At 38.4% G+C, this 12,835-nt stretch carries 8 protein-coding genes, 2 tRNA genes and 3 rRNA genes; 4 read left to right on the top strand and 9 right to left on the bottom strand.

Going from position 1 to position 12,835, the window contains the following annotated elements; genetic code table 11:
• Positions 1–182: 182 nt before the first annotated feature.
• Positions 183–1,283 carry an acyltransferase gene (locus P0R33_RS15125; RefSeq protein WP_276172002.1) on the bottom strand — a complete coding sequence of 367 codons (1,101 nt, stop codon included), beginning with the start codon at positions 1,281–1,283 and terminating at the stop codon, positions 183–185.
• Positions 1,284–1,623: 340 nt separating this feature from the next.
• Between P0R33_RS15125 and P0R33_RS15120 the strand changes: the two genes are divergently transcribed.
• Complete coding sequence (locus P0R33_RS15120; RefSeq protein WP_276172001.1) at positions 1,624–2,514, top strand: DMT family transporter; 891 nt, start codon at positions 1,624–1,626, stop codon at positions 2,512–2,514.
• A 58-nt stretch (positions 2,515–2,572) separates the two neighbouring features.
• On the opposite strand, the gene P0R33_RS15115 is transcribed toward P0R33_RS15120, so the two are convergent.
• The 6 genes from P0R33_RS15115 to P0R33_RS15090 form a co-directional block, all read right to left on the bottom strand.
• A complete protein-coding gene (locus P0R33_RS15115; RefSeq protein ID WP_276172000.1) occupies positions 2,573–3,166 on the bottom strand; it encodes a DUF1801 domain-containing protein in 594 nt (197 codons plus the stop codon).
• A 240-nt stretch (positions 3,167–3,406) separates the two neighbouring features.
• Positions 3,407–3,516, bottom strand: a 5S ribosomal RNA gene (gene rrf, locus P0R33_RS15110).
• Positions 3,517–3,689: 173 nt separating this feature from the next.
• Positions 3,690–6,570 (bottom strand): 23S ribosomal RNA (locus P0R33_RS15105).
• Between the two features lie 120 nt (positions 6,571–6,690).
• Positions 6,691–6,764, bottom strand: a tRNA-Ala gene (locus P0R33_RS15100).
• A gap of 108 nt (positions 6,765–6,872) precedes the next feature.
• Positions 6,873–6,946: transfer RNA gene (locus P0R33_RS15095), tRNA-Ile, on the bottom strand.
• Between the two features lie 125 nt (positions 6,947–7,071).
• A 16S ribosomal RNA gene (locus P0R33_RS15090) occupies positions 7,072–8,585 on the bottom strand.
• Together the 16S, 23S and 5S rRNA genes with 2 tRNA genes alongside form the textbook arrangement of a ribosomal RNA operon.
• A 650-nt stretch (positions 8,586–9,235) precedes the next feature.
• Here P0R33_RS15090 and P0R33_RS15085 point away from each other — a divergent pair.
• Complete coding sequence (locus P0R33_RS15085; RefSeq protein ID WP_276171999.1) at positions 9,236–9,361, top strand: hypothetical protein; 126 nt, start codon at positions 9,236–9,238, stop codon at positions 9,359–9,361.
• Between the two features lie 245 nt (positions 9,362–9,606).
• Here the strand turns inward: P0R33_RS15085 and P0R33_RS15080 are convergent, their stop codons facing one another.
• Entirely contained in the window at positions 9,607–10,842 is a 1,236-nt protein-coding gene (locus P0R33_RS15080; RefSeq protein ID WP_276171998.1) for an FtsX-like permease family protein, read from the bottom strand.
• 90 nt (positions 10,843–10,932) lie between these two features.
• Entirely contained in the window at positions 10,933–11,427 is a 495-nt protein-coding gene (locus P0R33_RS15075; protein WP_276171997.1) for a YkgJ family cysteine cluster protein, read from the bottom strand.
• 72 nt (positions 11,428–11,499) lie between these two features.
• Here P0R33_RS15075 and P0R33_RS15070 point away from each other — a divergent pair, with 72 nt between their 5' ends.
• Positions 11,500–12,207: a class I SAM-dependent methyltransferase gene (locus P0R33_RS15070; protein ID WP_276171996.1), complete on the top strand. Its 708-nt coding sequence runs from the start codon at positions 11,500–11,502 to the stop codon at positions 12,205–12,207.
• 23 nt (positions 12,208–12,230) lie between these two features.
• On the top strand, positions 12,231–12,776 hold the full coding sequence (locus P0R33_RS15065; RefSeq protein ID WP_276171995.1) for a YfiT family bacillithiol transferase: 546 nt from the start codon (positions 12,231–12,233) through the stop codon (positions 12,774–12,776).
• Positions 12,777–12,835 lie beyond the last annotated feature (59 nt).

The raw sequence follows: 12,835 nt of genomic DNA, 5'->3' as shown, positions 1-12,835 counted from the left end.
AAAAAAGCTTCAAATTCCTTTAAAGCCATTTTGTTTCTTGATTTAAATCTTAATTTTTATATTTTATTTTGACATTTCTTTTGTTGAGAAAAAGAAATGGAAGAAGATAAAATAGCAATAAGTAAAATTCTTTTCATGATTTAAGGGATAAATTTTATATTAAATCTAGAAGCAATTGTGATTTAAGACTTAGTGTTATTTTTTTTCAATCTTCTAATATTCAGATAATTTCTAAACGGCACATCATAAAGAACCATTACTAAATATGCAAATACAACAAGCAAAACCACAGATATTATTACAATAAATGTCAATTGCATTATAGTTGGTTTATAGTTGGTGTAATAATTTCCAAACATCCATAAAACCGCATAATGTGTCATGTATAATGGATAGGATATTTTTCCTGAAAAAACACAAGCTTTTTTCAATCCAGGTTTTAAGATAGCCCCAGCTCCCAAAGAAATTAATAATGGAAAATAAAACAACACAACTAACGGTTCTGAAATCCAATTCCATTCTGAAAATGGCATAATAAAAGCCAATAGCAGTAAAAAGGTTAATCCACCAAAACCTAGCTTATTTTTTATAATCCAATTAGAACGGTAAATAAGTAATCCTGCCAAAAAAGAATACGAAATTCTAGCACATCCGTCCCAAAAAGTTGGACCACTCCATCCTCCTAATAAATTACCCGAATTATATCCTACATAACAAATCGCGATTGCAGACAATATCGTTAGTAACAATAAAAAGCTTCTTCCAATTCTATAAAGAAAAAATGCATAAACAATATTAGCAATATACTCCCAAAACAGTGACCATGCTGGTGCATTAAAACTAAACAGATTAAATCCGCGATCAGCAATAACCGGTAATGGAATAAGAAAAAGCGAACAGATAAATGTCAAAATAATTTTTCCTGTGCTATATAATTCTAAATGCCCGCCAAACGGATCAAATAAAAAAGCCAGTAATCCTAATATCGATCCTGCTACGACTAAAGGATGTAATCTTATAATTCTTGAAACAAAGAAGTTACGAAGTCCCATTTTTGCGATACGGTCATCGTAAGCATATCCAATTACAAATCCCGAAAGACAAAAGAAAAAATCGACAGCTAGAAATCCATGTCCAATAAAATTCTGACTCGGATCAGTAAAAATCCATTCCATAAAATGAAAAATGACAACAGCAAAAGCTGCAATACCTCTTAATCCATCTAAAATTTCAAAATGCTGTTTTGTTTCAAGAACTGCTTTATCTGATTGGCTTGTATCCATTAGTTTATATTGTATGAATAAGGTGATTTGGTGACGTTGCAAGTTCTACAAATAAATATTCAAATCAAAATCAGATCTATTCAATTAAACTGTTAAAGTCTTTAAAGTTTCACATTTAAATAACTTTTTCCACTTTTTCATTCGGCCTTATTTTTATAAGTTTGCTAAAATCCAAATTTAAGTATGCACGTAGCAGGTTGTCTTTCACCTCCAGAAAATTAATACTATTTCATTTAGTATTGACACTTTACTGAATCTTCAGTACGATTTCTTGTGTCTTTACCTCAATCAACATTATTAATATTCAAAATTATCCTCAGAAAGGATAGGACAACTTCTTATGAAAAAATCTTATTTGATACTGCATACTGCAGTTTTACTTGCTGGTTTTACCGGTATTTTCGGAAAACTCATTTCTCTTAACGAAATCACTCTAGTTTGGTACAGAGTTCTATTTACTTCAATTATTCTTTTTTTTATTTTAAAAATATACAATATAAAATTACTCAAGTCATTTTCTGAAGTAGCAAAAATTTCCAAAGCTGGAGTATTGATTACCATTCATTGGATTTTCTTCTATGCCAGCATAAAATATTCTAACATATCAATTGGTGTTGTATGTTATTGTCTGACAAGTTTTTTTACTGCTTTTTTTGAACCGATCCTCAATAAAAAAAGATTTAATTTGGTTCAAATTTTATTAAGCATGCTCACATTACTAGGAATAAGCTTAATTTTTCATTTTGATTCTTCATATCAACTCGGAATATTACTTGGAATAATTTCGTCAGCATTTGCTGCTTTATACACTATTTACAACGAAAGGCTAGTACAATTCTACGACAGTAAACTCATTAATTTTTACCAGATGCTTGGAGGAACTTTAGCATTAGGATTTGCTCTTCCATTTTACTTTTACAATTTTCCAAAACAGGCTTTTATTCCAAACTTGAAAGACATTTTCTATTTATTCATTTTAGCTTCATGCTGCACGGTTGCGCTTTATGTAATGTTTGCAGAATCGCTTAAAAAGATTCAAGCATTTACCATAAATCTAACATTCAATTTAGAACCAATTTATTCGATAATACTAGCCTTTTTATTTTTTAACGAAGGCCAATCAGTCAATTTCTCATTTTATATCGGAATAAGCTTGGTAATGACTTCCGTTATACTGCAATCTATTATTTCTATTCGAAAGAAAAACACAATAAAGCCTCAAATCTCTTAAAAGCATAAAACAAAAAACTCCTTTGTACAAAAGGAGTTTTTCTTTTTATCGATATTTTTTAATCATTCAATCCTTTTCCCTCTAGAATTCTTGAAATATTTTTTTCTACTCTACTCTCTCTAGTTTTAGACTGTTTAGGCTGAGAGAAATGAAGTAAATACGCTCGTTGCCTTCCAGGAGTTAAAGCGTAAAAAGCTTTTTTAAAATCAGAATCGACATCAAATTTACTCTGAAGTTCTTCGGCAATTTCAAACTCAGAAACTTTCTTCAATTCTACTTTTTGTCCTGACTTTTCAATTTCAGCCGCTTCAAAAATATACTTTTTTAGAATTTCTCTTTTAGATAAAATATCTTGAACATTTGCAAATCTAACTTGACGAGCCGCTTGTACATTCTCTGACTGCTGAATTAATATATTATCTGGATCTTTCATTAAAGCTCCTTTGAAAAACAAAAAAGCGCAATATTCCTTAAATGAATGAATCAAAACAATGTTTGCATTATCAAAAATATAACATGGACATCCCCATTTTAATTCTTCTGATAAATGACAGTCTAAAACAATTTCTCGCATCTGTTCAATTTCAGCTTTCCATTTTTCACTTTTTTCGAAATAAAAATCAACTTTAGGATTTGTAGCATATTGTGCCATAAATTTTAAAATTAAAATAATCCATTAAAATTAATAAAATTTAAAAATTATCCGAAAGTCTTTTTTCAATATTAAAACATTTTAAAAACACCCTAATACAAATTTTATCCAAAGAATAGCAGAACACTTAAACAACTTAAAGATTCCATTATTTTAAGACAAATATTAAAGAGACAGAGTTGATACCCAAAATTTATAAAAACAGAAAACCCCATCCGGTTTGGATAGGGTTTCACAAAAGAAAGGCGACGACATACTCTCCCACATAACTGCAGTACCATCTGCGCAGGCGGGCTTAACTTCTCTGTTCGGGATGGGAAGAGGTGAGCCCCGCCGCAATAACCACCTTAAGGTTTTTAGTTGTTGGTTTGCGGTTGTCGGTTGTTGGATTTTCCATCAACTATCAACTATTAACCATCAACTGCTCTGCGTCGAGCAAATATTTTAACATACTGAGATAAAGAAAAGAAGAATAGTTTAGAAAGTTTCCTCCCGATCCGCCTGGGCGGATCGGGAAAAGGGCGTACATAAGCTTACGGATTATTAGTACTACTCGACTGTGACATTACTGCCTTTACATCTGTAGCCTATCAACGTGGTCATCTTCCACGATCCTTAAAAGAAATCTCATCTTGTGGTGGGTTTCGCGCTTATATGCTTTCAGCGCTTATCCCTTCCAAACGTAGCTACTCTGCGGTGCCCCTGGCGGGACAACAGATACACTAGAGGTTTGTCCAATTCGGTCCTCTCGTACTAGAATCAGATCCACTCAAATTTCTAACGCCCGCAGTAGATAGAGACCGAACTGTCTCACGACGTTCTGAACCCAGCTCGCGTGCCACTTTAATGGGCGAACAGCCCAACCCTTGGGACCTTCTCCAGCCCCAGGATGTGACGAGCCGACATCGAGGTGCCAAACCCCCCCGTCGATATGAGCTCTTGGGGGAGATCAGCCTGTTATCCCCGGCGTACCTTTTATCCTTTGAGCGATGGCCCTTCCATGCGGAACCACCGGATCACTATGCTCTACTTTCGTACCTGATCGACCTGTATGTCTCTCAGTCAAGCTCCCTTATGCCATTGCACTCTACGCACGGTTACCAAGCGTACTGAGGGAACCTTTAGAAGCCTCCGTTACTCTTTTGGAGGCGACCACCCCAGTCAAACTACCCACCAAGCACTGTCCCCCACATCGCGGGGTTAGGCCTCAGATAAACAAAGGGTTGTATTTCAACAATGACTCCACAACGCCTGGCGACGCCGCTTCATAGTCTCCAACCTATCCTACACATCATTTATCCAAGGTCAATACTAAGCTATAGTAAAGGTGCACAGGGTCTTTTCGTCCCACTGCGGGTAAACGGCATCTTCACCGTTACTACAATTTCACCGAGCTCATGGCTGAGACAGTGTCCAGATCGTTACACCATTCGTGCAGGTCGGAACTTACCCGACAAGGAATTTCGCTACCTTAGGACCGTTATAGTTACGGCCGCCGTTTACTGGGGCTTCAATTCAATGCTTCTCCGAAGATAACATCTCCTCTTAACCTTCCAGCACCGGGCAGGTGTCAGGCCCTATACTTCATCTTACGATTTTGCAGAGCCCTGTGTTTTTGATAAACAGTCGCCTGGACCTCTTCACTGCGGCCCCGATTGCTCGGGGCGACCTTTCTCCCGAAGTTACAGGTCTATTTTGCCTAATTCCTTAGCCATGAATCTCTCGAGCACCTTAGGATTCTCTCCTCAACTACCTGTGTCGGTTTACGGTACTGGTTCTTATTGCCTGAAGTTTAGAGGTTTTTCTTGGAAGCCCTTAGGCGCACTATCTCTTTGTCCGAAGACTCCGAGTACTATCGCATTTCACCAAGATCTCCGGATTTGCCTAGAGACCCTATAGCTAGGTGCTTTAACGAACTATTCCGTCAGTTCGCGGCGCTTTCATCACTCCGTCACCCCATCACAGCAATAAGAAGTACGGGAATATTAACCCGTTGGCCATCGACTGTCCCTTTCGGGTTCGCCTTAGGACCAGACTAACCCACAGCTGATTAGCATAGCTGTGGAAACCTTAGTTTTTCGGTGTGCGGGTTTCTCGCCCGCATTATCGTTACTTATGCCTACATTTTCTTTTCTGACCGGTCCAGCATACCTTACGATACACCTTCTGCCCTGTCAGAATGCTCCCCTACCACTTGCAGCAAGCTGCAAATCCATAGCTTCGGTAATATGTTTATGCCCGATTATTATCCATGCTCGTCCGCTCGACTAGTGAGCTGTTACGCACTCTTTAAATGAATGGCTGCTTCCAAGCCAACATCCTAGCTGTCTGGGCAGACAAACCTCGTTCTTTCAACTTAACATATATTTGGGGACCTTAGCTGATGGTCTGGGTTCTTTCCCTCTCGGACTTGGACCTTAGCACCCAAGCCCTCACTGTTATCAACCATTATATAGCATTCGGAGTTTGTCAGGAATTGGTAGGCGGTGAAGCCCCCGCATCCAATCAGTAGCTCTACCTCTATATAACTAAAATAACGCTGCACCTAAATGCATTTCGGGGAGTACGAGCTATTTCCGAGTTTGATTGGCCTTTCACCCCTACCCACAGGTCATCCGAAGACTTTTCAACGTCAACCGGTTCGGTCCTCCACTGTGTGTTACCACAGCTTCAACCTGCCCATGGGTAGATCACACGGTTTCGCGTCTAACACTGCCGACTAAAGCGCCCTATTCAGACTCGCTTTCGCTGCGGATCCATGGCTTAACCACTTATCCTTGCCGGCAACGTTAACTCGTAGGCTCATTATGCAAAAGGCACGCCGTCACCCCACGAAAGGGCTCCGACCGCTTGTAAGCGCATGGTTTCAGGATCTATTTCACTCCGTTATTCACGGTTCTTTTCACCTTTCCCTCACGGTACTGGTTCACTATCGGTCTCTCAGGAGTATTTAGCCTTAGCGGATGGTCCCGCCAAATTCAGACAGGGTTTCACGTGCCCCGCCCTACTCAGGATACCGCTATCCATTACATTTGTTGCCCATACGGGGCTGTCACCCTCTATGGCGCTCCTTTCCAGAAGCTTCCGGTTCCTCATGCATGAAATATCGCGGTCCTACAACCCCGGCAATGCCGTAACAATGCCGGTTTGGGCTAATCCGCGTTCGCTCGCCACTACTTACGGAATCACTTTTGTTTTCTTCTCCTCCGCCTACTTAGATGTTTCAGTTCAGCGGGTTTGCCCACCTATCGGTGTGCTATGCCTTCAGCATAGCGGGTTGCCCCATTCGGATATCTGCGGATCGATCTGTGTGTGCCAGTCCCCGCAGCTTTTCGCAGCTTATCACGTCCTTCTTCGCCTCTGAGAGCCTAGGCATTCCCCATGCGCCCTTATTTTGCTTATTGTACTAGACAAGGCATGCCTTGTCTCTGCCGTCTTGCAATAAATCGCAAAACGTGTTCTTTCTACTTTCTTATTATTTTCTTATCTCAATATGTCAATGAACTTTTTTCCTTTCGGAACTGTGGAGAATAACGGAGTCGAACCGTTGACCTCCTGCGTGCAAGGCAGGCGCTCTAGCCAGCTGAGCTAATCCCCCATTTTTAAATCTTAGATTTTAGAATTCAGATTTTAGATTTCCCATTCTTCTCTAATTTCCTTTGGTGAATCACAGCTTCCAGAATTTCCTTCAAATCAAGTCAAATAGTAGTCCCGGGCAGACTCGAACTGCCGACCCCTACATTATCAGTGTAGTACTCTAACCAGCTGAGCTACGAGACTCTGTTTTACTTAATTTTTATCATTTTTTTAAATTAACAGCAAGAGTAATGCAATCACGATTCCAAACCAATGGTCCGGCATCTTATTTCCCAATCGTGCCTTGCGGCTAACTGATCGGGCTCTAGAAAGGAGGTGTTCCAGCCGCACCTTCCGGTACGGCTACCTTGTTACGACTTAGCCCTAGTTACCAGTTTTACCCTAGGCAGCTCCTTGCGGTCACCGACTTCAGGCACCCCCAGCTTCCATGGCTTGACGGGCGGTGTGTACAAGGCCCGGGAACGTATTCACCGGATCATGGCTGATATCCGATTACTAGCGATTCCAGCTTCACGGAGTCGAGTTGCAGACTCCGATCCGAACTGTGACCGGCTTTATAGATTCGCTCCTGGTCACCCAGTGGCTGCTCTCTGTACCGGCCATTGTAGCACGTGTGTAGCCCAAGGCGTAAGGGCCGTGATGATTTGACGTCATCCCCACCTTCCTCACAGTTTGCACTGGCAGTCTTGTTAGAGTTCCCGACACTACTCGCTGGCAACTAACAACAGGGGTTGCGCTCGTTATAGGACTTAACCTGACACCTCACGGCACGAGCTGACGACAACCATGCAGCACCTTGTAAACTGTCTTGCGAAAGATCTGTTTCCAAATCGGTCAGTCTGCATTTAAGCCTTGGTAAGGTTCCTCGCGTATCATCGAATTAAACCACATGCTCCACCGCTTGTGCGGGCCCCCGTCAATTCCTTTGAGTTTCAAACTTGCGTTCGTACTCCCCAGGTGGGATACTTATCACTTTCGCTTAGCCACTGAAGTTGCCCCCAACAGCTAGTATCCATCGTTTACGGCGTGGACTACCAGGGTATCTAATCCTGTTCGCTACCCACGCTTTCGTCCATCAGCGTCAATCAATTGGTAGTAACCTGCCTTCGCAATTGGTATTCCATGTAATCTCTAAGCATTTCACCGCTACACTACATATTCTAGTTACTTCCCAATAATTCAAGTCCTGCAGTATCAATGGCCGTTCCACCGTTGAGCGATGGGCTTTCACCACTGACTTACAAGACCGCCTACGGACCCTTTAAACCCAATGATTCCGGATAACGCTTGGATCCTCCGTATTACCGCGGCTGCTGGCACGGAGTTAGCCGATCCTTATTCTTACGGTACCGTCAAGCTCCTTCACGAAGGAGTGTTTCTTCCCGTACAAAAGCAGTTTACAATCCATAGGACCGTCATCCTGCACGCGGCATGGCTGGTTCAGGCTTGCGCCCATTGACCAATATTCCTCACTGCTGCCTCCCGTAGGAGTCTGGTCCGTGTCTCAGTACCAGTGTGGGGGATCTCCCTCTCAGGACCCCTACCCATCGTTGCCTTGGTAAGCCGTTACCTTACCAACTAGCTAATGGGACGCATGCTCATCTTTCACCGTTGTGACTTTAATAATGTGCTGATGCCAACTCATTATGCTATGAGGTATTAATCCAAATTTCTCTGGGCTATCCCTCTGTGAAAGGCAGATTGCATACGCGTTACGCACCCGTGCGCCGGTCTCAGATTCCGAAGAATCCTACCCCTCGACTTGCATGTGTTAAGCCTGCCGCTAGCGTTCATCCTGAGCCAGGATCAAACTCTTCATCGTATATTTTAATATTATTATGCGATGCTTTTCCAGTCGGTCTTATTCGAATCTTACGATTCCATTACTCTTATTTTTTCTGTTCCGATTTGCATCGGAACGGCTGTCAATTCAATATGTCTACGAACGTAATTTTTTTGTCTTTCGCTTATCTCTCAAAGCGGGTGCAAAACTAAAACTTCTTTTTGTTTCTCGCAAGAAAAAATTGAAAAATTTTGAAACTTTTTTTTCGTCTCCTTTTCCCGATTTCCCTTCCGATATTTCAATGAACTTTCCCTGTTTTGCGGGGTGCAAATGTAAAAACCTTTTTCTTTTCCTGCAAGCTTTTCCGAATCTTTTTTTCAGAAAATTTCTTCCCTTCCGATTCCTATTCTTCTGCAGTATTTCGATGAGCGTTTTTCGCTGTTGCGGGTGCAAAAGTACAACCTTTATTTACATTCGCAAGCCTTTTGTTTATATAATTTCAATGTTTTTTAAAACTTTTTCTTAACGCGCTGATAACGCATTCTTTACGGATGCGCTTTTTTTTGCCCGCCTGTAGCCTTTTTCTGAATTCACATGCGTTTTTGATTGTTTTGCGGGTTTTACCAACAGCGATTTTGGGGATTTTCCAACCTTTAAGGCACTTTTATTGGGAAAATCTAAATCCTGAAATGCGCTTTTGCTCCCAATCTGCTCCCGAAATCGATCTTCAAGCCTCTTTTTCCGCTGATGTTTCTCCAGAATACGGGATTTCCAGCCCCGACAGTCCCGAAGCTTCGGGAGGAAATCCTTTTTGAGGAGGGGTTCGCCGCAAAAAGATTGCAGCGCATAGCGGGAAAAAGCTCCTTATAAATGCCAAGACCAATCATAAATGCTCCCGATTCTATTCTGCTCATAAATGCTTTGCGCATAAGACGCAATGCGGTGAGCATCTGCGGAAAATCGGAATCTATACTATATTATATATGTATCCTTATAAAAAAAGAAACCCGACAGGTCTTTAAAATCTGTCGGGTTGAAATCGTAACATTAAACTCCTTTATTAATCAAAACGTATGGCTTTTACTGGAGATATTTTTGTTATTATATAAGACGGAATCAATAGTACCAAGAAACAAACGGTAACTGTAAGCAGATTTAACAACAGAATATAAATCCAATTTAAGTAAACAGGCGCTTGATTTACATAATAGTTTTCTGGATTTAGCTGAATTATGCCAAATTGTTGTTGAACCAACAAAATTGAAATCCCTATTAGATTTCCCCAGAACAATCCGCGTAGAATAAGATAAAAGGCGTTATACAAAAATATTTTTCGAACCGACCAGTTATTAGCTCCCATCGATTTTAAAATTCCAATCATTTGTGTTCTTTCTAAAATAAGAACCAATAATGCTACAACCATATTAATTGTAGCAACTAAAATCATTACTGCCAAAATCACTACGATATTAAAATCGAATAATTGAAGCCAATCAAATATATAACTATACTTTTCCACAATAGTTTCAGTGTCGAGAGTAGAAGATGTTTTTTCGTAAACCAGATTTCCGATTGTTTTAATTTCATCAAAGTCATTTACAAAAACTTCAAATGCTCCAATTTGATCTGAATTCCACTTATTAATTCTTTGAATATGTCGAATGTCACCTATTATATAAGTAGCGTCAAAATCTTGAAATCCTGAATTAAATATTCCAACAATTTTAAATCGACGACTATTAGGCAACTTTCCTTGTTCTTCTTTTATAAAAAAAGTATTGAATTCGTCGCCAAGTTTCAAATTAAGTCTGTTTGCCAGAAATCTTGAAATAATAACATCTTCATTTATTTGTTTGCTAAAATCCGGCAATTTGCCTTCTACAATATATTCTTTAATATTATTCCAATCATAATCTGCTCCTACTCCTTTAAAAACAATTCCTTCAAATGCATTCTCTGTTCTTATAATTCCGGCTTTACTTGCGATTGCTTGTATATGACTAACTTCTGGAACACTTTTGAAATTAGGATAGAACTCTTGTTTTTTTGAAATCGGCACCAAAGTAACATCTGAATTGTTATTATCATAATTAGAAATAATAATCTGTCCGTTGAAAGCAGATACTTTATCGCGAATCTTTTTCTGAAGACCAATTCCTGTCGCAACAGAAACCATCATCATAATTATTCCAATTGCAATTGCCGAAATAGCAATCTTAATAATAGGCGCCGAGATACTGCTTTTATAATCTTTTGCAGTAATAAGTCTCTTGGCTATAAAATATTCTAAATTCAAATTTTAGTTTTTTTTAATTATTCCTTTCTCAAAAGTACACCTTAAAAGAATAAAACGAGAAATTCTTTAAATTAATTAATATTCTTTTCTTTAAAGAGGAAGTTCCTTCTTCATTTCTTCTACTATATTGTATGCTGCTGGACAAATTTCAACATTTTTTAATGTTAGATTTGAAATCTGATAAAATTTGTTTCTATCAGTGTGAGGAAATTCTCGACATGCTTTCGGACGAACATCATAAATCATACAGTAATTCTCATGATCTAAAAAAGTACAAGGAACATTTTTTAAAACATAATCTTTATCTTCATCAATGCGAAGATATTGCTCAATAAATTGCTGCGGCTTTTGCCTAAAGTGCTTTGAGATTCGCTCAATATCAGCCAAGGTAAACAACGGTCCAGTTGTTTTACAGCAATTAGCGCACTTCAAACAGTCCGTTCTTTTAAATTCGGCATTATGCAAATCCTGCATAACGTAATCTAAATTCTTTGGCTGTTTCTTTTTAAGCTTATCGAAATACTTTTTATTTTCGTTATGCTTATCTTTGGCTAACTTACTTAAGTTATTTAAAATCTGTTTCAAGTTTAAAATTTAAAGTTGATCTGCAAAATTAAGCAACTTTAAACTCGAAACCTTAAACTTTAAAATAAAACAATGAAAGATCTTTTTGGAAAAGCGATATTTGATTTCTATACCAATAATTCGCCTGAAGATATTATTACTGAAACTTCAATTTCTGAAGAAGATGAAATGAGCGTCGAATATCTTTTTCGAGCTTATAACGAAATGCCAAAAATCGAGCAAAAAGCACTTCAATTGGCTCACGGAAAGATATTAGACGTGGGATGCGGAGCTGGAAGTCATGCTTTATCGCTACAAAACGAAAGAAATTTAGATGTAACTGCTATTGATATTTCAGAAAAGGCAATTGAAACCGCACTTTTAAGAGGAATACAAAATGCTCAAGTGAAAAACATTTTAGATTTTGAAGGCGAAAAATTTGATACTATTTTAGTTTTAATGAATGGAACGGGAATTTTCGGAAAACTAAAAAACTGTAACCAATATCTTTTGAAGTTAAAATCTTTACTAAATCCTGGAGGACAAATTTTAATTGATAGTTCAGACATCATTTATATGTTTGATGAAGATGAAGACGGCGGAAAATGGATACCTTCTGAAAATGATTATTACGGAGAACTCGTTTTTAATATATCCTATAAAGGACAGAAAGAAGAACCTTTTGATTGGCTTTATTTAGATTATAATACTTTGCAAAATGCTGCAAATGCAAATGGACTAAAATGCGAACTTATTTTAGAAGGAGAGCATTATGACTATTTAGCAAAACTTTCAATTTAAAAAACAAAACTGAATTCAGACTTATGAAAGAATTAGATTTAGAAAAATTAAAATATCCGATCGGAAAATTTATTGTTCCTGATGATTATTCTGTTGAATATCTTTCAGCCAAAATTGAAGAAATCGAAACATTCCCAAGTCGATTAGAGAAAGAAGTTATTCATTTAACCGATGAACAATTAGATACACCTTATCGTCCAGACGGATGGACAGTTAGACAAGTTATTCATCATTGCGCTGAAAGTCACATGAATTGTTATATTCGAATTAAATGGGCATTGACAGAAAACAATCCCGTAATTAAGGCTTATGACGAAGTTCTTTGGTCTGAAATTCATGATAATTTGACAATGCCAATTAAACCAACACTTGATTTATTAAATGGATTACACTTTAGATTAGGCTACATCCTGAAAAGTTTATCTGAATCTGATTTAGAAAAGACATTTATTCATCCATCTGATAATTCAGAAAATAAAATAAAGAAAATCATTGGCACATATGCATGGCATGGAAACCATCATCTTGCACACATTACAACTTTAAAAAAGTATAAAAATTGGGAATAAAGATAAATTGTTTATTCTTTACACATTTGTATACTTCAGCTAAACAAAAAATCCCTTCG

The sequence above is a fragment of the Flavobacterium sp. YJ01 genome (assembly GCF_029320955.1).
Taxonomy (GTDB): domain Bacteria; phylum Bacteroidota; class Bacteroidia; order Flavobacteriales; family Flavobacteriaceae; genus Flavobacterium.
This window is presented reverse-complemented; position numbering and strand designations above follow the sequence as displayed.

What these genes read in the sequence shown, in the direction of transcription:
- P0R33_RS15065 (WP_276171995.1), top strand. Translation starts at nt 12,231, where the DNA reads ATGAAAGAATTAGATTTAGAAAAATTAAAATATCCGATCGGAAAATTT.
- P0R33_RS15125 (WP_276172002.1), bottom strand. Translation starts at nt 1,283, where the DNA reads ATGGATACAAGCCAATCAGATAAAGCAGTTCTTGAAACAAAACAGCAT.
- P0R33_RS15115 (WP_276172000.1), bottom strand. Translation starts at nt 3,166, where the DNA reads ATGGCACAATATGCTACAAATCCTAAAGTTGATTTTTATTTCGAAAAA.
- P0R33_RS15085 (WP_276171999.1), top strand. Translation starts at nt 9,236, where the DNA reads ATGCGCTTTTGCTCCCAATCTGCTCCCGAAATCGATCTTCAAGCCTCT.
- P0R33_RS15070 (WP_276171996.1), top strand. Translation starts at nt 11,500, where the DNA reads ATGAAAGATCTTTTTGGAAAAGCGATATTTGATTTCTATACCAATAAT.
- P0R33_RS15120 (WP_276172001.1), top strand. Translation starts at nt 1,624, where the DNA reads ATGAAAAAATCTTATTTGATACTGCATACTGCAGTTTTACTTGCTGGT.